This window comes from Streptomyces sp. NPDC050548, assembly GCF_044457385.1.
Classification (GTDB): Bacteria; Actinomycetota; Actinomycetes; order Streptomycetales; family Streptomycetaceae; genus Streptomyces.
Genome location: NZ_JBITGV010000006.1, coordinates 145656 through 167563, shown reverse-complemented (window position 1 = coordinate 167563; position 21908 = coordinate 145656). Strand labels below are relative to the sequence as shown.

At 69.3% G+C, this 21908-nt stretch carries 22 protein-coding genes and 1 tRNA gene; 7 read left to right on the top strand and 16 right to left on the bottom strand.

The features are described 5' to 3' along the window. Positions 1-169: 169 nt before the first annotated feature. A complete protein-coding gene (locus ACIBJH_RS18725) occupies positions 170-592 on the bottom strand; it encodes a hypothetical protein (RefSeq protein WP_399117932.1) in 423 nt (140 codons plus the stop codon). A gap of 111 nt (positions 593-703) precedes the next feature. Further along, entirely contained in the window at positions 704-2053 is a 1350-nt protein-coding gene (locus ACIBJH_RS18720; RefSeq protein WP_399117931.1) for a DUF445 domain-containing protein, read from the bottom strand. 105 nt (positions 2054-2158) lie between these two features. On the opposite strand from ACIBJH_RS18720, the gene ACIBJH_RS18715 reads away from it, so the two are divergent. Beyond that, positions 2159-3508: an SGNH/GDSL hydrolase family protein gene (locus ACIBJH_RS18715; RefSeq protein WP_399117930.1), complete on the top strand. Its 1350-nt coding sequence runs from the start codon at positions 2159-2161 to the stop codon at positions 3506-3508. A gap of 29 nt (positions 3509-3537) precedes the next feature. Here the strand turns inward: ACIBJH_RS18715 and ACIBJH_RS18710 are convergent, their stop codons facing one another. The 4 genes from ACIBJH_RS18710 to ACIBJH_RS18695 all read right to left on the bottom strand — a co-directional run bounded on the left by ACIBJH_RS18710 (position 3538) and on the right by ACIBJH_RS18695 (position 7076). Next, positions 3538-4398, bottom strand: a complete 861-nt coding sequence (locus tag ACIBJH_RS18710; protein WP_399117929.1) for a DUF1707 domain-containing protein — start codon at positions 4396-4398, stop codon at positions 3538-3540. 53 nt (positions 4399-4451) lie between these two features. Further along, positions 4452-5426, bottom strand: a complete 975-nt coding sequence (locus ACIBJH_RS18705; protein WP_399117928.1) for an ATP-binding cassette domain-containing protein — start codon at positions 5424-5426, stop codon at positions 4452-4454. A gap of 5 nt (positions 5427-5431) precedes the next feature. After that, entirely contained in the window at positions 5432-6196 is a 765-nt protein-coding gene (locus ACIBJH_RS18700; RefSeq protein WP_399118198.1) for an ABC transporter permease, read from the bottom strand. A 79-nt stretch (positions 6197-6275) separates the two neighbouring features. Beyond that, positions 6276-7076: an ABC transporter permease gene (locus tag ACIBJH_RS18695; RefSeq protein ID WP_399117927.1), complete on the bottom strand. Its 801-nt coding sequence runs from the start codon at positions 7074-7076 to the stop codon at positions 6276-6278. Between the two features lie 242 nt (positions 7077-7318). Between ACIBJH_RS18695 and ACIBJH_RS18690 the strand changes: the two genes are divergently transcribed. Next, a complete protein-coding gene (locus tag ACIBJH_RS18690) occupies positions 7319-9736 on the top strand; it encodes a transglycosylase domain-containing protein (RefSeq protein ID WP_399117926.1) in 2418 nt (805 codons plus the stop codon). Between the two features lie 62 nt (positions 9737-9798). Here ACIBJH_RS18690 and ACIBJH_RS18685 read toward each other — a convergent pair whose 3' ends face one another. Together ACIBJH_RS18685 and ACIBJH_RS18680 are read right to left on the bottom strand one after the other, a co-directional pair. Next, entirely contained in the window at positions 9799-10155 is a 357-nt protein-coding gene (locus ACIBJH_RS18685; RefSeq protein ID WP_026178110.1) for a co-chaperone GroES, read from the bottom strand. Between the two features lie 80 nt (positions 10156-10235). Further along, a complete protein-coding gene (locus tag ACIBJH_RS18680) occupies positions 10236-10583 on the bottom strand; it encodes a DUF3618 domain-containing protein (protein ID WP_399117925.1) in 348 nt (115 codons plus the stop codon). Positions 10584-10677: 94 nt separating this feature from the next. On the opposite strand from ACIBJH_RS18680, the gene bcp reads away from it, so the two are divergent. Continuing rightward, positions 10678-11145: a thioredoxin-dependent thiol peroxidase gene (gene bcp, locus ACIBJH_RS18675; protein WP_019065902.1), complete on the top strand. Its 468-nt coding sequence runs from the start codon at positions 10678-10680 to the stop codon at positions 11143-11145. Here the strand turns inward: bcp and ACIBJH_RS18670 are convergent. Then, the gene (locus ACIBJH_RS18670; protein WP_399117924.1) at positions 11142-11684 is read right to left on the bottom strand and encodes a GNAT family N-acetyltransferase; all 543 of its coding nucleotides are present in this window, start codon (positions 11682-11684) and stop codon (positions 11142-11144) included. The genes bcp and ACIBJH_RS18670 overlap by 4 nt on opposite strands. 154 nt (positions 11685-11838) lie before the next feature. On the opposite strand from ACIBJH_RS18670, the gene ACIBJH_RS18665 reads away from it, so the two are divergent. Together ACIBJH_RS18665 and ACIBJH_RS18660 are read left to right on the top strand one after the other, a co-directional pair. Further along, complete coding sequence (locus ACIBJH_RS18665) at positions 11839-12834, top strand: HNH endonuclease (protein ID WP_399117923.1); 996 nt, start codon at positions 11839-11841, stop codon at positions 12832-12834. A 52-nt stretch (positions 12835-12886) separates the two neighbouring features. Continuing rightward, positions 12887-12969: transfer RNA gene (locus ACIBJH_RS18660), tRNA-Leu, on the top strand. A gap of 41 nt (positions 12970-13010) precedes the next feature. Here the strand turns inward: ACIBJH_RS18660 and rdgB are convergent. The 4 genes from rdgB to ACIBJH_RS18640 all read right to left on the bottom strand — a co-directional run bounded on the left by rdgB (position 13011) and on the right by ACIBJH_RS18640 (position 15385). Further along, complete coding sequence (gene rdgB / locus ACIBJH_RS18655; RefSeq protein ID WP_399117922.1) at positions 13011-13613, bottom strand: RdgB/HAM1 family non-canonical purine NTP pyrophosphatase; 603 nt, start codon at positions 13611-13613, stop codon at positions 13011-13013. Positions 13614-13655: 42 nt separating this feature from the next. After that, positions 13656-14063, bottom strand: coding sequence for a hypothetical protein (locus ACIBJH_RS18650; RefSeq protein WP_399117921.1), 408 nt, complete (start codon positions 14061-14063; stop codon positions 13656-13658). 146 nt (positions 14064-14209) lie between these two features. Continuing rightward, positions 14210-14947, bottom strand: a complete 738-nt coding sequence (rph, locus tag ACIBJH_RS18645; protein ID WP_019065907.1) for a ribonuclease PH — start codon at positions 14945-14947, stop codon at positions 14210-14212. 78 nt (positions 14948-15025) lie between these two features. Next, a complete protein-coding gene (locus ACIBJH_RS18640; RefSeq protein ID WP_281176105.1) occupies positions 15026-15385 on the bottom strand; it encodes a PTS glucose/sucrose transporter subunit IIB in 360 nt (119 codons plus the stop codon). 15 nt (positions 15386-15400) lie between these two features. On the opposite strand from ACIBJH_RS18640, the gene ACIBJH_RS18635 reads away from it, so the two are divergent. After that, positions 15401-16693, top strand: coding sequence for a PTS transporter subunit EIIC (locus ACIBJH_RS18635; RefSeq protein ID WP_399117920.1), 1293 nt, complete (start codon positions 15401-15403; stop codon positions 16691-16693). Between the two features lie 2 nt (positions 16694-16695). Here the strand turns inward: ACIBJH_RS18635 and ACIBJH_RS18630 are convergent, their stop codons facing one another. The 3 genes from ACIBJH_RS18630 to ACIBJH_RS18620 are packed head-to-tail and all read right to left on the bottom strand — an operon-like array spanning position 16696 to position 20276. Beyond that, positions 16696-17877 (bottom strand): glycosyltransferase, encoded by a 1182-nt coding sequence (locus ACIBJH_RS18630; RefSeq protein WP_399117919.1) that lies wholly within the window; start codon positions 17875-17877, stop codon positions 16696-16698. Positions 17878-17901: 24 nt separating this feature from the next. Then, on the bottom strand, positions 17902-20043 hold the full coding sequence (locus tag ACIBJH_RS18625; RefSeq protein ID WP_399117918.1) for a peptidase domain-containing ABC transporter: 2142 nt from the start codon (positions 20041-20043) through the stop codon (positions 17902-17904). Positions 20044-20087: 44 nt separating this feature from the next. Beyond that, positions 20088-20276, bottom strand: a complete 189-nt coding sequence (locus ACIBJH_RS18620; protein WP_399117917.1) for a hypothetical protein — start codon at positions 20274-20276, stop codon at positions 20088-20090. Between the two features lie 348 nt (positions 20277-20624). Between ACIBJH_RS18620 and ACIBJH_RS18615 the strand changes: the two genes are divergently transcribed. Next, positions 20625-21875 carry a PTS transporter subunit EIIC gene (locus tag ACIBJH_RS18615; protein ID WP_399117916.1) on the top strand — a complete coding sequence of 417 codons (1251 nt, stop codon included), beginning with the start codon at positions 20625-20627 and terminating at the stop codon, positions 21873-21875. The last annotated feature ends 33 nt before the right edge of the window (positions 21876-21908 follow it).

Below are 21908 nucleotides of genomic sequence, written 5' to 3'. Positions count from 1 at the left end.
TTGACAGGTTATGCCTGCCGCGCGAATAGGGTTTTCCGCTACTGGAGAGGCACATCATGGCCAAGGTCCCGAGCGTTCCCACTGGCGGCAGCGGGCCGGGGTCGCGGTCGCCGACCGGCAGGCGTGACCCTGCCCCGTTGTCACCAAGCAGCGTGTCCGCTACGGCAGTTCAGCAGCCGTGGGCCGACAGCACGCCCTCCGTGGAGTCCTCGTCGCACGGGCGGAAACGTCGGCCCACCGACGATGCCACCAGTACGCCCGCGCCGATCACGAGCGCCGCGAACGCCCACTGCTGGGGCCATTCGGCCTCGTCGGGCCAGTTGGTGTAGCTCCGCGGGTGGGTGACGTACATCAGGCCGGCCGGGGGCACCGCCACCAGCAGGACCGGCCAGGCCGGCTCGTCGCGGCGGCCGAAGTAGCCCGCCAGGAGCAGCAGGAGCACCGCGAGGACCAGCACGCCGGGAACGGACGCCCCCGTCCAGGCGACGCAGACGAAGTACGCCGCCGACGCGAGGGCGGCGCCGAGGGTGCGGGTCAGCCAGCGTTCCGGCCAGGGGCACGTCCGCAGGGGGCTCAGCAGCTTCTCGGTCATACGTACGAGGGTTCCCCGGTGCGGCGGCGGCGCAACAGAGTACGCGTACTCAGATCCGGCGAACTCGCGTTCGGCGACCTCGGATCCGGCCATGGCAGGGGTCTCCGGCTCCTACACCCCCACCAGCCGCGACACCGTATAGATCAGCAGTCCCGCCAACGACCCCACCACCGTGCCGTTGATCCGGATGAACTGCAGGTCGCGGCCGATGTTCGCCTCGATCTTGCGGGTCGTGTGCTCCGCGTCCCAGCTCGCCACCGTGTCCGTGATCAGGGAGGTGATCTCCTTGCGGTAGGTGGTGACGACGTACACCGCCGCGCCCTCCAGCCAGCCGTCGACCTTTGCCTGGAGCTTCGGCTCGACCGCCATCCGCGCGCCGAGCGACAGCAGGGAGGCCCGCACCCGCAGCCGTAGCTCACTGCGTTCGTCCTCGGCGGCCGACACGATCATCGAGCGTACGGACGTCCAGGCGCTGGCGATCAGGTCCTGGACCTCGCCGCGGCCGAGGACCTCGCCCTTGAGGCGCTCCACCCGGGCGCGGGTGTCCGTGTCGGACTGGAGGTCGGCGGCGAAGTCACCGAGGAAGCGGTCCAGGGCGCCGCGGGCCGGGTGGGAGGGCATGTCGCGCATCTCGGTGACGAAGCGGAGCAGCTCCTTGTAGACGCGCTCGCCGATCCGCTTGTCGACGAATCTCGGGGTCCAGCCGGGCGCTCCGCCCTCGACGGCGTCCATGACCTGCTCGTCGTGCAGGACGAGCCAGTCGTGCGCGCGGGTGACGATCAGGTCGACGGCCCGCTTGTGGCCGCCGTCGGCGACGATCTTCTCCAGCATCTTTCCGATGCCGGGCGCGATCTCCTGGGCGTCGGCACGGCGGGTGATCGCCTCGCCGACGACCGCCTGGACGTCGGAGTCCCGGAGCACCGTGAGGGCTCCGCGGAGGGCGGCCGACAGTTCCGCCGTCACCCGGTCGGCGTGGTCCGGTACGGCCAGCCAGGCGCCGAGTCTGCTGCCGATGCCGACGGCGCGCAGCCGCTGTCGTACGACCTCCTCGGAGAGGAAGTTCTCGCCGACGAACTCGCCCAGGGAGACGCCCAGTTGGTCCTTCTTGGTGGGGATGATCGCGGTGTGCGGGATGGGCAGGCCGAGCGGGTGGCGGAAGAGGGCGGTGACCGCGAACCAGTCGGCCATCGCGCCGACCATGCCGGCCTCGGCCGCCGCGGCGACATAGCCCGCCCAGGGGCCCGCGCCCGAGTGCGACGCCCACTTGGCCAGGACGTACACGACGGCCACGAAGAGCAGCAGGGCCAGCGCCGTCAGCTTCATCCGGCGTACGCCGCGCTGCTTCTCCTCGTCGGCCGCGCTGAACGTGGTCATCGTGCGGCGGGAACCGTGACTCTCGGTGCCCGCTTCTGTACGTTCCACCCGCTCCATCCGCTCCACCCGTTCGCCGGTACCGTGCATATTGTCCCTTCCTGACCGACTCCCGGGACAGAACAGGAGTTCCCGACGTCACCCGAAAGTGCAGAATGGCAGGGCCCTGCCACTCACCCGAGGAGACCGCACCGCGTGACCAAGCGTCGTGACAGGGGTGTGGAGGTGTCCCCCACGAAGCAGCGTGCCCTGCTGTCCGCGATCATCACCCTGATCGTGGTCCTTTCCGTCGGCATCTACGTCGGTGTCTCCGCCGGTGACGGAACCCGCGGCGACGGGACGAACTCCGCCGGGGCCCACTCCGCCGCCCCCGCCTCGACCGGCACCTGGGTCGGCGCCTGGTCGGCCGCCCCGGTGGGCGGCGAGCCCGGCACCGGGGCGGCGGGCATGGCGGGCCGCTCGGTGCGCAACATCGTCCACACGAGCGCCGCCGGGACGAGCGCCCGGATCACCCTCTCCAACCTCTACGGCCGCTCCCCGCTGACTCTCACCCACGCCTCGATCGCCCTCGCGGCCGGCCACAACAGCTCCGCCGCGGCCCCCGGCACCATGCGCCGGCTGACCTTCGGCGGCGCCACCTCCGTCACCGTCCCGGCCGGGCAGCAGGCCCTGAGCGACGCCGTACGCCTCCAAGTCCCGCAGGGCGCCGACGTGTTGGTCACCACCTACGCCCCCGCCGGTTCCGGCCCGGTCACCTTCCACCCGTACGCCCGGCAGACCTCGTACCTGGCCGACGGTGACCGTGTCGAGAACCCGAGCGGCGCGCCGTACACCCAACGGACCCCGGTGTGGCGCTACTTGACCGCGCTGGACGTGCTGAGTCGCGACGCGACCGGCACGGTCGTCGCGTTCGGCGACTCGATAACCGACGGGTCCACCTCGACCCGGAGCGCCAACCGCCGCTGGCCGGACGCCCTTTCGCGGCGGCTGAGCGCGGCCGTGGCGGACGGACGCAAGGACGTGCCGCGCTACAGCGTCGTCAACGAGGGCATCAGCGGCAACCAGATACTCGCCGGCGAGGCCGGCCGGCCCGCCGAGAACCAGGACGGCCTGACCCGCTTCGCCCGTGATGTGCTCGACCGCCCGAACGTCAAGGTCGTCATCGTCGACCTCGGCGTCAACGACACCCTGCACGACGCCGGCTCCGACGCGATCCTGGCCGGGCTGCGCGCCCTGGTCCGCCAGGCCCACGCCCACGGCGTCAAGGTCGTCGGCGCGACCCTGATGCCCTTCGGCGGCTACCCCCGGTACACGTCGGCCCGGAACGCCGTACGGCAGCGGGTCAACGCGGAGATCAGGAGCGGCACGGTGTACGACGCCGTCGTCGACTTCGACAAGGCGCTGCGCGACCCGTACGACCCGCGCCGGTACGCCTCCGAGTACGACTCGGGCGATCATCTCCACCCCGGCGACCGGGGCTACCGCAGGATGGCCGACACCATCGACCTGGCCGGCCTCAAGGGCGCGGTCCCCGCCCGGTTGTGAACCGGCGGACCAGTCCCCATCAGCCCCCGTCAGTCCCAGTCGCGGTGCCTGCGCTCCCGCCGCTCCCGGTGCCGCTCGCGGCGCTCCTCGTGCCGTTCGCGCCGTTCCTCGTGCCGGCGGCGCATCGCCTCGCGGTGCTCCTCCATGGCCTCGCGGTGGGCGTCGTGCAGACCGCCGGACAGGGCGTCGCGGTGGGAGCCGTAGAGCTCCTTCGTCGACGAACCGCCCTCCAGCTTCTGCCGGCGCCGCTCCTCCTTGAGCCGCTGGCGCTCGGCCCGCGGCAGCTTGCGTTCCACACCGACCCCGCCCCAGAAGGCGAAGCCCTTGATGATCACGCGCGGGGCGCCGGGCTCGCCCGGCACGCCCTCCTGGCTGTGGTCGAAGGCGCCCATGATGCCGATGCCGCGCACGACGACCTCGATGCCCGGCGGCACGGTGATCTGCGCGCCACCCATGATCGCGATGCAGTTGATCTCGACCTCGCGGTCCGCGAAGTTCGCCTCGCGCAGGTCGATCTCGCCGCCGCCCCAGAAGGAGAAGGTGGTGAAGCGCTTGGGGACCGTCCAGCGTCCCTTGCGCTGGAATCCGGACATGATGGCCACGGCACCGGTCGAGGACCCTTCGCCGCCGACGATCCGTGAGGCCCAACTCCCGCTCTCCACCGGCTCCTTGACCATGTTCACCGGCGGCGGGGCGACCCCGGGGGCCGGCAGGTCGGCCGTGATGGGGGTCAGTTCGGCGTACGTCCGCGCCTTGTACGTCGCCTCAAGACGCTCCTCGAACTCCTCCATGTCGAGCCGGCCCTCGGCGACGGCGTCGCGCAGGACCTCGGCGACTCGCTCACGGTCGGCGTCGGATGCGCGGAGCTCCGGGACTGCGTCGTCGGTCATACAGGGCAGCCTACGAGACCGGTCGACGGAGGGCTACGAGGGACTACGACGGACTACGAGACCGCCTTCTCCGCCTGTTCCGCGTACATCTTGGCGATGACCGCCTCGATGTCCGGTTCCCGCACCGACAGGTCCACCATCGGGTACTCCGCCGCGATCCGCGCCACCAGCGGGGCCGCCGACGCAGAGGCCGGGAACGTCAGCCACTGCCGCGGGCCCTCCACCTTCACCGTCCGCGCGTCCGGCACCTCGATCGGCGGCAACTCCCGCTCCAGGTCCACCACAAGGGTCCGCTCGCTCTCCCCCGCCTCGTGCAGCCCGGTGAGCGGACCGTCGTACATGAGCCGGCCGTGGTCGATGACCATCACGCGCGAGCACAGCTGCTCGATGTCCTGGAGGTCATGGGTGGTGAGCAGGACCGTGGTGCCCCGGTCGGAGTTCAACTCCCTTAGGAACTCCCGCACTTTGGCCTTGGAGATGACGTCGAGGCCGATGGTCGGCTCGTCGAGGTAGAGCACCTCGGGGTCGTGCAGCAGGGCCGCCGCGATGTCGCCGCGCATCCGCTGGCCGAGCGAGAGCTGCCGCACGGGGACGTCCAACAGGGCGCCCAGTTCGAGGAGTTCGACGCAGCGGGCGAGGTTCTCGGCGTAACGGGCGTCCGGGATGCGGTACATGCGGTGCATCAGCTTGTACGAGTCGATCAGCGGAAGGTCCCACCAGAGTGTGGTCCGCTGGCCGAACACCACGCCGATGCGATGCGCGAGCCGGGTGCGCTCACGGGAGGGGTCGATGCCGGCCACCCGCAGCCGACCCCCGGACGGGGTGAGGATGCCGGTCAGCATCTTGATGGTGGTCGACTTCCCGGCGCCGTTCGGCCCGATGTAGCCGACCATCTCGCCGCGCGCCACGGCGAAGGAGATCGAGTCGACGGCCCGCACCTGGCGCCGCTCCCGTTTCATGAACCCGGTCTTCTTGCGCACGTCGAAGACCTTCTCGACGCGGTCGAGTTGAATGAAGTGCTCGTCCACAGTCCTCAACTTCCCGTGCTTCGGTACGACTTGAGCCCCGCCCGCCAGGCCAGCCCGGCCAGCGCGCAGCAGACGAACGCCACCAGCGGCGAGGCGAACTCCGCGCCCGGCGGCAGATCCAGCGGGTACGGCCGCCCCAACACATAGGAGGCGGGCACCCAGTTGACGAAGGCGAGCGGCAGCATGAAGGTCACGCCCCGCACGAAGTCCTTGCCGAACACCACCGGCGGATACGACAGCAGGGTGTTGCCGCCGTACGTGAACGCGTTCTGCACCTCGGCCGCGTCCTGCGCCACGATCTGGAAGGCCGCGCCCGCCACGAACAGCGCCCCGAAGATCATCGCCCCGCAGACCAGCATCACCGGCACCAACAGCAGCTTCCCGACAGTCCAGTTGACGTCGACGGCGAACAGCGCGTAGCCCAGCACCAGGCTGCCCTGGGTGATCCGGCCCAGCCGGCGCAGCGCGAAATGGTCCGCGCCGATCTGCGCCAGCACCGGCGCGGGACGCACCAGGAGCGTGTCGAAGGAGCCGTCGCGGATGCGGGTGCCGAGCACGTCCATCGAGCCGAGGACCAGGTCGGAGATCCCGAACGCGGTCGCCGACAGGCCGTACAGGAAGGCGACTTCGGGCAGCGACCAGCCGCCCAGCGAGTCGACCCGCGAGAACATCAGCAGGATCGTGGCGAAGTCCAGACCGGTCACCAGCAGGTTGCCGACGACCGTGATGACGAAGGAGGCGCGGTAGGTCATGCTCGACCGGATCCACATCCCGGCGATCAGCCGGTAGGCGCGCAGCCCCTCGCGCCAGCGGGGCAACTCCCCGGTTTCGTCCCGCAGTCGGACGGTCTCAACCACCCTGCACCACCACCCTCCGCGTAGCCGCCGACTGCAACAGCCGCCCCGTCGCGAGCAGCGCCACCGCCCAGGCCGCCTGGAAGGCGTACGCGGACAGCGGGTCGGTCTTCCCCATCAGCACGTCCGCCGGCATCTGGATCTGCGCCGCCCACGGCAGCGCCCGTACGACCTCGCCGAGCGCGCCCGGGAAGGCGTTCAGCGGGAGCACCATGCCCGAGCAGAAGATCCCCAGGATCATCATGGCCTGGTTGACGCCGGTGCCGTCCAGCAGCCAGAACGTACTCAGCGCGGCCAGATAGCGGATGCCGAAACTGACGAGCACCGCCAGGAGCAGCGCCACCAGCAGGGCCGCCCAGGAGCCGACGTCCGTGGGCAGCGCCATCTTGAAGAACAGCGCGCCGACGGCGAACGGGATCACCCCGCGCCCCAGCATCTGGAACATGGCCCGCCCGAAGTCGCTTGCCAGCCACCACAGTTGGAGATCGGCCGGCCGGTACAGGTCGACGGCGATGTCACCCGTACGGATGCGCTCCATCAGGTCCTTCTCGAACCCGCCGCCCTGGATCGCCAGCGTCGCGTACAGACACTGCCCCAGCCACACATAGGTCACCGCCTGCGCCTGGTCGTAGCCCCCGAGATGCGGGCGCTCGTCCCACAGCGCCAGGTATGTGTACACGAGGACCACGCCGAAGACGGTGTTGGTGAACACCCCGGCGAGCGTCGCCGCCCGATACGTCGCGTACCGCCTGAAACCCCCCGCCGCGACGGCCGCGTACAACCGCCCAGCACCCACCGGAAATCAACCTCCCACGCCTCTTGACACCGAAGCGCAGGAGCCTAGTCCGCAGGTGGTGACGCACGCCACGCATTTTCCGGGCAAGTGCGTGCCGATGGGCGGGAACGGAACGCATGGTGCGAGAGTCTTCGTCTGGGGGCGCAGAAGCGCACAAGGCCGTACAGGAACATACGCGACCGTATGGGAACATGCGGGGCCGTACGGGACCGTACGACGCGAAACAGGAGTCCGTGCACGACATGAGCGACCAGCCGCAGCCGCGACAGCCCGAGCAGGGCTGGGCACCGAGAGAGCCGGAAGCGGCTGCCGCACCCGAGGCCCCTGGGGGCAAGAAGCCGAAGCGGCCCAAGCGCACCGGATGGCGGCGGATCATCCCGACCTGGCGGATGACGCTCGGCGGGATCGTCGTGCTGGTGGCGCTGCTGATCGGCGCGTTCTACCTCGGCTACTCGCTGGTCAAGATCCCGCCCGCCAACGCGCTCGCCACCAAGCAGTCCAACGTGTACCTCTACGCGGACGGCACCCAACTCGCCCGCGACGGCGAGGTCAACCGCGAGAACGTCGGACTCGACCAGGTCTCCGCCAACGCCCAGCACGCCGTACTGGCCGCCGAGGACCGGGACTTCTTCTCCGAGTCCGCCGTCGACCCCAAGGCGATGGTCCGCGCCGCGTGGAACACCGCCACCGGCAAGGGCACCCAGTCCGGCTCCACGATCACCCAGCAGTACGTCAAGAACTACTACCTGGGCCAGGAACAGACCGTCACCCGAAAGGTGAAGGAGTTCTTCATCTCGATCAAGCTGGACCGCGAGGAGTCCAAGTCCCAGATCCTGGAGGGCTACCTCAACACCAGCTACTTCGGCCGCAACGCCTACGGCATCCAGGCCGCCGCCCAGGCCTACTACGGCAAGGACGCCGTCGACCTCGACGCCGGCCGTGGCGCCTATCTCGCCGCGCTGCTGAACGCGCCGAGCGAGTACGACGTCGTGGCGCACCCGGAGAACAAGGCCGCGGCGGTGGCCCGTTGGAACTACGTCCTCGACGGCATGGTCAAGAAGGGCTGGCTCACCCAGTCCGCGCGCACCGGCATGAAGTTCCCGATGCCGAAGGAGGCCACGGCGTCAACGAGCATGTCCGGGCAGCGGGGTTACATCGTCACCGCGATCAAGGACTACCTCGCCACCAACAAGATCATCGACGCGGACACTCTCGAAGCCGGCGGCTACCGCATCACCACCACGCTCCAGAAGAGCAAGCAGGACGCCTTCGTGAAGGCCGTCAACGACCAACTCATGTCCAAGCTCGACAAGAAGAGCCGCAAGGTCGACAACTACGTGCGCGCGGGCGGCGCTTCGGTCGACCCCAAGACCGGCAACATCGTCGCGATGTACGGCGGCATCGACTACGTCAAGCAGTACACGAACGGCGCCACCCGCGGCGACTTCCAAGTCGGCTCCACCTTCAAGCCGTTCGTCCTCGCCTCCGCGATCCAGAACGGCTCGCAGACCCAGGACGGCCAGACCATCACCCCCAACACCTACTACGACGGCACCGACAAACGCCCCGTGGAAGGCTGGAGCGGCGGCTCCTACGCACCCGAGAACGAGGACGGCGTCTCCTACGGCGACATCACCGTCCGTACCGCCACCGACAAGTCCGTCAACTCGGTGTACGCGCAGATGGCCGTGGACGTCGGCCCCGCCAAGATCAAGCAGACCGCGATCGACCTCGGCATCCCCGCCGACACCCCCGACCTCACCGCCACCCCGTCCATCGCGCTCGGCCCCTCCACCGCGAGCGTCCTCGACATGGCGGAGGCCTACGCCACCCTCGCCAACCACGGCCAGCGGCACACGTACACGATGATCTCGAAGATCACCAAGGACGGCACCGACCAGGTCAAGCTGCCCGCGCAGAAGACCACCCGCGCGGTGAGCCGCGAGTCCGCCGACACCACGACCAACGTCCTGGAGAGCGTCGTCGACAACGGCACCGCCACCGCCGCACAGGGCGCCGACCGCCCGGCCGCCGGCAAGACCGGCACGGCCGAGAAGGACACGGCGGCCTGGTTCGCGGGCTACACCCCCGACCTCGCCACCGTCGTCTCCGTCATGGGCCAGAACCCGACCACCGCCGCCCACGAGCCCCTCTACGGCGCGATGGGCCTCCCCCGCGTCAACGGCGGCGGGGCGCCCGCCGAGATCTGGGCCCAGTTCACCAAGACGGCTCTGAAGGGCACCGAGGCGAGCGACTTCGACCTCCAGCTCCAGGACGGCGCCGAGACGGTCGCACCCCCGAGCATCCAGCCCTCCCAGCCGTCCACGACCGACGGCCAGGACAACGGCGGCACGACCACCACCGGCGGCCAGACCGACCAGGGCCAGACCCAGGGCGGCACCACCGACGGCGGAACGACCGACGGCGGCACCACCGGAGGCACGACCACTACCGACGGCGGCACCACGACAACCGGCGGCACGACGGGAACCACCACGGACGGCGGTACGACCACGACCAGCGGCACCACGGGCACGACCACCGACGGCACGACGACGACCGGCGGCACCACGGGAACCACAACCGACGGCACCACCGACGGCACGACCACCGGAGGGACGACGGCGGGGCCGCAGAGCACGGCACGCAAGAAGGAGTGAGCGGCTCCTTCAAAGCCCTGAGGGGCTGGTGACCATGGTCACCAGCCCCTCAGGCCTTGTCCCTACAGATACAGCCCGGTCGAATCCTCGGACCCCTCGAACCGGTCGGCGGCGACCGCGTGCAGGTCGCGCTCGCGCATGAGGACGTAGGCGATCCCGCGCACCTCGACCTCGGCGCGGTCCTCGGGGTCGTAGAGGACCCGGTCGCCGGGCTCGACGGTCCGTACGTTCTGACCCACCGCGACGACATCGGCCCAGGCCAGCCGCCGCCCGACCGCGGCCGTCGCCGGAATCAGGATCCCGCCGCCCGAACGCCGCTCGCCCTCGCTCTTGTCCTGCCGCACGAGCACACGGTCGTGCAGCATCCGGATGGGCAGCTTGTCGTGCTGGGTGCTCTGCTCGTCTCTCTTGGCGCTCACACCCACGAACCTACCTGTCTCCGACCCGTCGGTACGCCGCCGGGTGCCCCGCGAAATCAGCCGCTACGACCCTTGCCACCTCAGCCCTTACGGCCCCTGCCGCGCCGGGACCCCAGGACGAGCAGGCCCACGACCCCGACGGCGACGAGAGCGACCGGAACGATCCGCTCCACCCTCGGCGCGCCCTCGTCGTCCACGAACTGCCCCTTGACGTCACTCACGACCCGGTTGACGCCGACGTACGCCTTCCCGAGGGTGTGATCGATGCTGGACGCGACCTTCGCCTTCGCGTCGCCCACGATGGTCTTCGGGTGCACCCGCACCCCGATCTCGTCGAGCGTGTCGGCCAGGACATCGCGGCGACGCTTGATGTCCGCCTCGATCTGCGCCGGGGTTCTGGTGTCCGGCGTGTTCGACGTGTCCGCCACCGTACGGCCTCCGAAGTCTGCTGGTACTTGTGCCGGACAGTCTGTCAGCTCTCGCGCGGAGTGCACTGTCAGCACCCCCGGTTACGCTAGCGCGATGAGTGAACGACTCCAGCCCGGGGACGTTGCCCCCGCCTTCACGCTCCCCGACGCCGACGGCAACGAGGTGTCCCTCGCCGACCACAAGGGCCGCAAGGTCATCGTCTACTTCTACCCGGCCGCCCTGACGCCCGGCTGCACCAAGCAGGCCTGCGACTTCACGGACAACCTGGAAGTGCTGGCCGGCGCCGGGTACGACGTCATCGGCATCTCCCCCGACAAGCCGGAGAAGCTCGCCAAGTTCCGCGAGAAGGAGAACCTCAAGGTCACCCTCCTCGCAGACCCCGACAAGCAGGTCCTCGACGCCTACGCGGCCTTCGGCGAGAAGAAGAACTACGGCAAGACCTACATGGGCGTGATCCGCTCCACGATCATCGTGGACGAGTCCGGCAAGGTGGAACACGCGCTGTACAACGTCCGCGCGACGGGCCACGTGGCGAAGATCATCAAGGACCTGGGCATCTAGACCTCCAGTACCTCTTCGTACCCGAACGAGATCCACACATCGGGAGGCAGGTCGGCCCGCCCCGGCACCGGCCTGCGCTCCTCGGTCCACTCCCCCGGGGCGAGGTCCTCGGCAACCCGCCGCCAGAACGCCACGGCCCCCGGATTGGCGTCCTGAAACGCGATCTCCCAGTCGCCCGGGTGCCGCGCGACAACCTCCCGGACGGCCCGCAGCCCCACCCCGCCGCGCCGGACTCCCCGCACCACGAAGAAGCTGTTGAGCACCCGAGTGGGCCCACTGAGCCCCCGCACGAACGCGAACCCGACGGGCCGCTCCCCCCTGAGGAAGAGATACGGCGCCCAGTCCTCCCCACCCCCACCGAACGCCGCGTCCACCCGCTCGCTGCGGAACGAGCCGTCGGGGTTGGGCAGTTGGGGCTCCGCCGCGGTGTCGAACTCGGACAGGTCGTGCCGGAACATCAGCCAGAGCCGCTCGATGGCGGGGCGGTCGGCGGGGGTGGCGGGTCGTATGTCCACTGTCGTGGATGAGGTCCTGGTCATGAAAAAAGCCTCCCGGGTGGACAAGGGTCCGTTCCTGGAAGGCTTCAGCGACCCACAGTCTACCAACCGCTTTACGTTTCAGGCGTGACTGTCCGATAAGCCTCTCGTTACTCCGTTCGAGACCGCGAACGCGTGGTCGACAACGGAGAGGGGGATGTGCGTGTACGGCAAGGAACAGCTCGCACTGGTCGTCGCCGAGGCCCGCAACTGGACTGACCTGATGCGGCGGCTCGGACTCAAGGCGAGCGGAGGGCAACGGCGTGTGCTGCAGGAGAAGGTGGCGGGGCACGGGATCGACACGAGCCACTTCGCCAAGCGCAGCCCATGGCGCAAATACCCGGACTCGGCCATCGCCGAAGCCGCCGCCTCGTCCTCGTCGCTGCGCGAAGTAGCGCTGAAACTTGGCGCCACCCCGGCGACGGGAACGTTGTCGCACATTCGTCGCCGCATTCACTCAGCCGGCATCGACATCAGTCACTTCCCCGGCATAGACCGGCCCGACCTGGACCTGCCCTTCACCGCTGAAGAACTCAAAGCGGCTGCCGAAACGGCGACCAGTGTCCGCGGCGTGGCTCGCGCCCTGGGCGTACCTGACGACAGCCGTTCACGCGCGACCCTGCACCGCATGCTGCGCGCCCGGCACATCGACACGGAACACTTCTCGCACCGACGCGTACCGATTCCCGAGGGCAGACTCCGTGAGCTCGTACAACACTCCACCAGCTACGCCGATGTGATGCGCGGTCTCGATCTGGACGTCAACGACACCAATCACCGGCGGGTCCGGCGGGCGGCGGCTCGACTCGGTCTCGACACCAGCCACTTCACACGCAAGGCATGGGGGCGGCCGGAACGTCCCGCGCCTGCACCCACCGCCCACCGCGTTCTCGTTGTGCTCCCCCATCACGCCGGGCGAGCCAACAGGACGCAGCTCCACCGTGCACTGAGCGAGATCGGAGCACCCTACGCATGTGAGACCTGTGGTAACAAAGGGGAGTGGCTGGGGCAGCCGATCACTTTGCAGATCGACCATGTCAACGGGGACTGGCGCGACAACCGTCGCGAGAATCTGCGATACCTGTGCCCCAACTGCCATGCACTGACGGAAACGTGGTGCCGCCGGAAAGGGTCGATACCCCTCGCCGGGTGACCTGATCTCCCCGTACACTGGGCCTACCGGTCGAGCGCAATGACCGATATGGGCGGCCTTGGCGGAACGGCAGACGCCTCGCGTTTAGGGCGCGATGGGAGAAATCCCGTGAGGGTTCGAATCCCTCAGGCCGCACGTATAGAGGGGCCGTCCTATTGGGCGGCCCCTCCCGTACGTCAGCCCAACAACTCCCGCACCACCGGCACCAACCCCCGAAACGCCTTCCCCCGATGAGAGATCGCGTTCTTCTCCTCCGCCGTGAGTTCCGCGCAGGTTCGCGTGTCCCCGTCCGGCTGGAGGATCGGGTCGTAGCCGAAGCCGTTCGTGCCGGTCGGAGTGTGGCGTAGCACGCCCCTCAGCCGACCCTCGACCACCCGTTCCGTGCCGTCCGGTAGCGCGAGGGCTGCCGCGCAGGCGAAGTGGGCGCCCCGGTGTTCTTCCGCGATGTCCGAGAGCTGGGCCAGCAGCAGGTTCAGGTTGGCCTTGTCGTCGCCGTGGCGGCCGGCCCAGCGGGCGGAGAAGATGCCGGGGGCGCCGTTCAGGACGTCCACGCAGAGGCCGGAGTCGTCGGCTACCGCGGGGAGGCCCGTTGCCTGGGCCAGGGCGTGGGCCTTCAGGAGCGCGTTCTCGGCGAAGGTGACGCCTGTTTCCTTGACGTCGGGGATGTCGGGGTAGGACTCGGCGCCGATCAGTTCATGGAGCAGTCCCGCGTCGGCGAGGATCGTCCTGAGTTCGGTGATTTTCCCGGCGTTGCGGGTGGCGAGGATCAGGCGTGTCATGGCGTTCAGTATCCCAACCCCCGCCGCCCGCCTATGAGACGTCTACGACGTGCAGACCTTCGTCAGTTCGCCCGCCGCGTCCGTCACCGGGCTGATGTCCGGCGTGTTGTCGCCGTTCTTGACCGCCGTGCGGACGTTGTCGACGGCCTTCTCCAGGCTGTCCACCGCCTTGTTGACGTCGGCGTTGTCGGTCTTGTCGCCGATCTTGTCGAGGTCCTTCTCGATGGAGTTGAGGGACTGGTCGGTCTGGGTGGGGTCGTTGGCCGCGTTCTCCACCGCCTGTTGGAGGCCGGTGACGCTGTCGGCGATGGTGTCGGCGGTCTGGACGCAGTCGATGGCCTTGTCGACGGCGTCGCAGCCGGTGGCGAGTCCGGCGGTCAGGCCGATCACCGCGAGGGTGGCGGCTGTGGCGATACGGCGTCGACGACTGCGTCGGCTTGCGGCGGCCATGGTTCGGTTTCCTCCCCGTGGGGGGTGGGCTTCTGTGGCCACTCCCCGTTTCCGTTCCGTATGCGTAGGGACGCGGGGGCGGGCCGCCGGGTTGCCCCCGCGGCCCGCCTCGCTTTGTACGTCCTTTACTTGCCCCGCCCAGCCTCTTACTTCTCCAGCGCGGCCTCAAGTGCTTTGCGCTGTACGGCGGTCAGCTCGCCGCAGCCGGCGACCGCGAGGTCGAGGAGGGCGTTGAGTTCGTCGCGCGCGAAGGGCTCGGCCTCGGCGGTGCCCTGGACCTCGACGAAGCGGCCGTCGCCGGTGCAGACGACGTTCATGTCGGTCTCGGCGCGGACGTCCTCCTCGTAGCAGAGGTCCAGGAGCGGGACTCCGCCGACGATGCCGACCGAGACCGCCGAGACCGTGCCGGTGAGCGGCTGGCGGCCGGCCTTGATCAGCTTCTTGCCCTGGGCCCAGGTGACGGCGTCCGCGAGCGCGACGTACGCGCCGGTGATGGCGGCCGTACGGGTGCCGCCGTCGGCCTGGAGGACGTCGCAGTCGAGGACGATGGTGTTCTCGCCGAGGGCCTTGTAGTCGATGACGGCGCGCAGCGAGCGGCCGATGAGGCGGCTGATCTCGTGGGTGCGTCCGCCGATCTTGCCGCGGACGGATTCGCGGTCGCCGCGGGTGTTGGTGGCGCGGGGCAGCATGGAGTACTCCGCGGTGACCCAGCCCTCGCCGCTGCCCTTGCGCCAGCGGGGGACGCCTTCGGTGACGGAGGCGGTGCAGAAGACCTTGGTGTCGCCGAAGGAGACGAGGACGGAGCCCTCGGCGTGCTTGCTCCAGCCGCGTTCGATGGTGACGGGGCGGAGCTGTTCGGGGGTTCGGCCGTCGATTCGAGACATGGCGAAGAGCCTAGTGGTAGACGCGGAAGGGGCCCCTCCCGGATCGGGAAGAGCCCCTCGGAGGTGCGCTTGCGGGACTTACATCAGGTCTTCGATGTCCGCCGCGATCGGGTCGGCGTCGGTGCCGATGACGACCTGGATGGCGGTGCCCATCTTGACGACGCCGTGGGCGCCGGCGGCCTTGAGGGCGGCTTCGTCGACCAAGCTCGGGTCCTTGACCTCGGTGCGCAGGCGGGTGATGCAGCCCTCGACCTCTTCGATGTTGTCGATGCCGCCCAGCCCGGCAACGATCTTCTCAGCCTTGGTGGCCATGGTGTTCTCTCCCTGATCCGAACCGCTTTGTCGCAGTAACCCACAGTTGGCCCAGCTTCGCGAGCGGTCATGTCGTGCGTGCCGAATGATGGTGACGATCACGTCGCCAACTGGTCTACACCACATTACCGAGGGGCGTCCATGAGTGCCGACAGTGCCGCCGCCGGTCCCGGGCGCGTCTCCTGGAACAAGGCGTTCCAGGGGTTGCAGAAGATGGGCCGCAGTCTCCAACTCCCCATCGCCGTACTGCCGGCCGCCGGCATCCTCAACCGGCTCGGGCAGCCGGACGTGTTCGGGGCCGACGGGCTGGGGTGGACCAATGTCTCGAAGGTGATGGCGGGTGCGGGCGGCGCGCTGCTGGACGGGCAGCTCGGATTGCCGATGCTGTTCTGTGTGGGTGTCGCGATCGGGATGGCGAAGAAGTCGGACGGGTCGACGGCGCTGGCCGGGGTTGTCGGTTTCCTCGTGTACTACAACGTGTTGCGTCAGTTCCCCAAGGACTGCACGGGCGGGACGACCGTGGTGCCCGGGATCGGGTGCCAGGCCGCGGACAACTCGGTCGCGGCGTTCACGTACCAGAATCCCGGGGTGTTCGGCGGGATCGTGCTGGGGCTGCTGACGGCGTTCTTCTGGGCGCGGTACCACCGTACGAAGCTGGTGGACTGGCTGGGCTTCTTCAACGGGCGGCGGCTGGTGCCGATCATCATGTCGTTCGTGGCGATCGCGGTCGCGGCGGTGGCGCTGTGGATCTGGCCGCCGATCGGCACGGCTCTGGAGCACTTCAGCGACTGGCTGAGCGCCCGGGGTGCGCTGGGTTCCGGGGTGTTCGGTCTGGCCAACCGGGCGCTGCTGGTCGTGGGGCTGCATCAGTTCCTGAACGTGCCCATCTGGTTCCAGTTCGGGAGTTACACCAAGCCGGACGGGTCGGTGGTGCACGGTGACATCAACATGTTCCTGGCGGGTGACCCGAACGCGGGGCAGTTCACCTCGGGCTTCTTCCCGATCATGATGTTCGCGCTGCCGGCGGCGGCGCTCGCGATCGCACACTGCGCGAAGCCGAGTCGCCGTAAAGAGGTGGGCGGGCTGATGCTGTCGGTCGCGCTCACCTCCTTCGTGACCGGTATCACCGAGCCCATCGAGTACTCGTTCCTGTTCATCGCGCCCCTCCTCTACGCCGTCCACGCGGTGTTGACGGGTGTGTCGATGGCGGTGACCTGGGGGCTCGGGGTGCACGACGGGTTCAGCTTCTCGGCGGGGCTGATCGACTACGCGATCAACTGGAATCTGGCGACGAGACCGTGGGCGATCATTCCGATCGGGCTGTGCTTCGCGGCGGTGTACTACGTCGTCTTCCGGTTCGCGATCACCAAGTTCGATCTGAAGACTCCGGGGCGGGAGCCGGAGGACGAGCACGAGGACGTCACGAAGGCCTGAGGTCAGCGAGGCCCGGTGTCCGCCGTGGCGGCGTCGTCCAGGAGGGCGCGCAGGCCCGCGAACGCTTCGCGCACCTGGTCTCCCGCCCCGCAGCTCACCGCGGTGCGGTAGGCGTCGGGGACCTCGTCGTACCGTCCGCACGCGAGGGTGAGCAGGGCGCGCAGTTCGGCGTGGCTGCCGGCCAGTCCGGGCCGTACCGGTCCGGCCGAGCGTGCCGCCTCGTCGAGGCCGTCGACCAGGGCGGAGAGGCGGGCCAGGAGGAGTCCGCTCTCGACGAGGGTTCCGTAGTAGGCCGCTTCGCCGGTTCGGCCGGCCCGGCGCAGGAGGGTCAGGCACTCGTCGATCCGGGTGCGGTCGCCGGTTCTGAGCGCGAGTTCGGCGAGCAGTCCGTACGCCTCCTGCTCGCGCTGTCGCTCGTAGTCCGTGAGCCCCTCCTCGGCGTACCGGGCGACGGCGTCCCGGAGATCGGCGTAGGCCCGCGTCACCGCTGCCCGGTCGGTGACGCGGGCGGCCAGGATCTCCCGGCCCGCGTAGAAGACCCAGGTGGGGTTGGCCGGTTCCTCCTGGCGGCAGCGGGCGATGAGCGCTCCGTCCCGCGCTCGTTTGCCGCGGGCGGCGACGACCTCCGGGAGGTAGCCGTGGTGGACGAGTTCCGCGTCCAGGCCGGTGGACTCGGGGGCGCTGCCGTCGGGGTGGAAGGGCTGTTCGTGGATACGGCCGCGGAAGCGCAGCCGGGTGTCGGCGCGCAGGATCCGCCGGGTGCGGTCGTAGCTGTCGCCGTTCTCCGCGTCGACGATGCGCGGGGAGAGGACGAGGTCGCGGGCGGCCGGTGTCCGGTCGGCCTCGTGCACGGCCTGCCGCAGGAGTGCCGCGTGGCCGGCCCTGAGATGTTCGTCGGCGTCGACGAACAGCAGCCATCCCTCGGTCACTTCGGCGAAGGCGTGATTGCGCTGGGCGGCGAAGTCGTCGCGCCAGGGCCGGTGCACCGCGCGGAACGGAAGTGCGGCGGCAGCGGCGGCGGCGCGTGCGGTGGTGACGGTGTCGTCGGTGGAGCCTGCGTCGATGAGGAGCAGTCGGTCCGCGGCGGGGGCGAGGGCGCCGACGGTGGCCGCGATGCCGGCTTCCTCGTCGCGGGTGAGGACGACCGCGGTGATGACGCTCGCGGCGGGAGTGAGGGTGGTCATGGGTTTCCGCATCGTTCGGTGCCGTCAGCCGCCGACGGTGACGGTGGTGTCGAAGTCGCCCTCGGGGACGTCCCGGTGGGAGACGAGCAGCTTGGTGCCGGGGGTGTCGCGCAGGTTCTTCCAGACGCGCCGGAAGGTGTCCTCGTCGATTCCGCTGAAGGTCTCGTCGAAGAGGTAGATGCCGGGGGCGTGCAGAACGGCGCGGGCCACCGCGAGGCGCTGGGTCTGTCCGCGGGAGAGCCGCCCGCCGTCCTCCTTGAGGAACTCGTCGTATCCGTCGGCGAGTTGGTTCACGACGTCGTCGAAGCAGGCGATACGGCAGGCGCGTTCGACGGCCTCCTGCGGGTGCGGTGCGCCGAGGGTCAGGTTCTCCCGGACGGTGGCGGCGACGAGCAGTGGTTCCTCGGAGACGTACAGGACGTGTCGTGCGCGTCGTGCCTCGTCCAGGTCCCGCACTTCGGTGCCGTCGACGGTGACGCTGCCGGTGTAGCCGGGGTGGAGTCCGGCCAGCACCTTGAGCAGGGTGCTCTTGCCGGCGCCGTTGGGGCCGCGCACCAGGGTGCGGCCCTGTGCGGGCAGGGTGAAGGTGAGGTCGTGGAGGACGGGTGCGCGGGTGTCGGAGTAGCCGAACGAGAGCCTGTCGACGCGGAGTTGGGGCGCGGCGGAGGTCTCGCTCGTGGTGTCGTGGTGTTGGGCGTCGGGGTGTTCGGTGTCGAGGTGTGAGGCGTCGGAGTGTTCGGGCTCCGCGTGTGGGTCCTCGCGCTGGGACATGATGTCGCGGTAGCGGCCGAGCGCGGCACTGGCGCGCTGGACCCGCACCTGGAGGAGCGCGAGGTTCTCGGCCGAGCCGAGGAAGTAGCCGGAGACCGTGAGGAAGGCCATCAACTGGCCCATCGCCAGGGAGCCTTCGTTGACCTGGAGGGTGCCGAGCCAGGCGACGCCGATGACGAAGGCGCCCTGGTTGGCGGTCTTGACCGCGCCGCTGAGGTTGTCGAGCCGGCCCAGTCCGACCTCGGTGGTGACCAGCCGGTCCAGGGCGTGGTCGAGGCGCCGGGTGGCGTAGCCGCGCTTGCCGTGCGCGGCGAGGTCGAGGTGGCCGCGCAGCAGGTTGTAGGCCTCGGCCTTGAGGGAGGAGTCGCGTTGCAGTGCCTCCTCGGCCTGTTCGCGGACCGCGGGGTAGAGCGCCCAGGAGGTGGAGACGTCGACGGCGGCCGACAGCAGGAGGAACAGGAACAGCAGGGGGGCGCCGTAGGCCAGGTAGGCGCCGGAGAAGAGGACCATGCACAGGTCGATCGCGGCTCCGACGGTCAGGGTGGCCAGCAGTGCCTGGATGGCCTGGACGTCTCCGAAGCGGCTGACCAGGTCTCCGGTGCGGCGGGTGGCGTAGAAGGAGAGCGGCAGGCGCATCAGTTTGCGGGTGTAGGCACGGGTGAGGTCGCGTTGCAGGGACCTGCCGAGGGTGATGACGACACGGCCGCGGACGTACTGCAGGAGTGCGCCGCCGAGGATGACGAGGACGGCGGTCGCGGCCGCGACGGTGAGGCCGCCGACGTCTCCGCGTGGCAGGTAGGTGTCGATGGCGACCCGGAAGAAGAAGGTCGACGCGGCGATCAGCAGGAAGGTGCTGGCGGCGGTCAGCAGTGCGGCGGCCAGGAGTCGCGCGCGGTGCTGCCTCGCGATCCTCCAGAGCAGGCTCTGGGAGCGGACGTCGTTCAGCAGGTGGCGCAGGCCCACTCCGCGGCCCGACGGGACGTCCGTCACCAGCAGTTGGCCGCCGAACCGCCCGAGGAGTTCGTCGAGCATGAGCGGCGCGGGCCGGTAGCGGGCGGGGTCGCTGATGAGCAACGTCCCGTCGGGGCGCACCTCGTGGACGACGACGAAGTGCCGGATGCCCTCGTCGTGCAGTACGGCGATCGAGGGCCCCGCGCTGCCGAGCACCGCGAGGACCTCGTCGGCCGTGGGCCGCAGGAGCAGGGAGTCCACGCCGTATCCGGCGAGCACGTCCCGCAGCCTGAGCAGAGAGGCACCGGATTCGCCGAGTCCCACGGACTCGCGCAGGGTGGCGGTGTCGACCAGGATGCCGTGCCGCTTGAGGAGGATGCGGACGCAGGCCGGTCCGCAGTCGGTCTCCCCCTCCTGGTGGGCGTGGTAACGCTGCCACTTCATACCGATGTCTCTCCGCGCAGGTCGGTCGGGGTCCAGGCGGTGTCCTAGAGCTTCGGGCCCTTGCCCTTGCACTGGCTGCGGTAGAGGGCGATGTAGTTCGAGACGTCGGCGCTGCCGAACACGGAGATCGCGCCGGTGGTGATCTCGTTGTAGAGGACCTGGCACTGCGCCTTGGACATGGTCCCGCCGACGACCTGGGCGGCCTCTTCGTCCCCGAGGAGGGAAACACCCATTTCGCGAAGATTGGCAAGGCTCATAATTCTTCTCCCCTATTGGTCGTTTGACGCCGTTTCACCCGGCGACAGGTCTAGACAACCATCGGCGCACGGAGCCTTTCAAGGGCCTGTGCACCGAACGCGGGAGGATGAAGATCACATGGCTTTCGCGAACCGAAATGGGAACCCCGGGCGGCTCGTTCGCATCACGGGGGCCGCTTCCGCCGGCACTCCACCGGCACCGTCCCGGCACTCCCCGTAGCGATTCCGTAGCGAAAATCGCGGGTTCCTTATCTCGCCTTCATCGTGCTACAACAGGTCTACACCACTGAGTGGTGTAGACCACGCCACCCGATGGAGGACGTTATGACCACCGCCACCGCATCGGCGGTTCCCGCGAAAAAGTGGGGATCCGGCCTGTTCCAGGGCCTGCAGAAGGTCGGTCGCAGCCTGCAGCTGCCGATCGCCGTACTGCCGGCGGCGGGCATCCTGCTCCGGCTCGGACAGCCCGACGTGTTCGGCAAGGACGGCCTCGGCTGGGACAAGGTCGCCTCCGTGTTCGCCACCGCGGGCGACGCCGTCTTCAGCAACCTGCCGCTGCTGTTCTGCGTGGGCATCGCCATCGGCTTCGCCAAGAAGTCGGACGGCTCCACGGCGTTGGCGGCCCTGGTCGGCTTCCTCGTCTACAAGAACGTGCTGACCGCGTTCCCGATCACCGACGCGAAGGTCACCAAGGGCGTCGACGTCGCCGCGACCTACAACGACCCCAAGGTGCTCGGCGGCATCATCATGGGTCTGATAGCCGCGGTCACCTGGCAGCGGTTCCACCGCACCAAGCTCCCCGACTGGCTCGGCTTCTTCAACGGCCGTCGCCTGGTGCCGATCCTGATGGCCTTCATCGGCACCGCCGTAGGCGTCTTCTTCGGTCTGGTCTGGGAGCCCATCGGCAACGTCATCACCGACTTCGGCCAGTGGATGACCGGCCTGGGCGCCGTCGGCGCGGCCATCTTCGGCGCGATCAACCGCGCGCTGCTTCCGGTGGGCATGCACCAGTTCGTCAACACCGTGGCCTGGCAGGAGATCGGCACCTACAAGGACTCCTCCGGTGCCGTCTGGCACGGCGACCTGCCGCGCTTCTTCCACGGCGACCCGACCGCCGGCCAGTTCATGACGGGCTTCTTCCCGATCATGATGTTCGCCCTCCCGGCCGCCGCGCTGGCGATCACGCACTGCGCCCGCCCCGAGCGCCGCAAGGTCGTCGGCGGCATGATGCTGTCGCTCGCGCTGACCTCGTTCGTCACCGGCATCACCGAGCCGATCGAGTTCTCGTTCATGTTCATCGCGCCGGTCCTGTACGCCATCCACGCGGTGCTGACCGCCCTCTCGATGGCGGTCACCTGGGGCCTGGGCGTGCACCACGGCTTCAGCTTCTCGGCCGGTGCGATCGACTACTTCCTCAACTGGAACCTGGCCACCAAGCCCTGGCTGATCATCCCGATCGGCCTGGTCTTCGCGGCGATCTACTACACGGTCTTCCGCTTCGCGATCATCAGGTGGAACCTCCCCACCCCGGGCCGTGAGCCCGAGGAGGAGATCGAGGACCTCACCACGGCGTGAGCCCGTACCAACACCCGATGCCCGGCCCGGAGT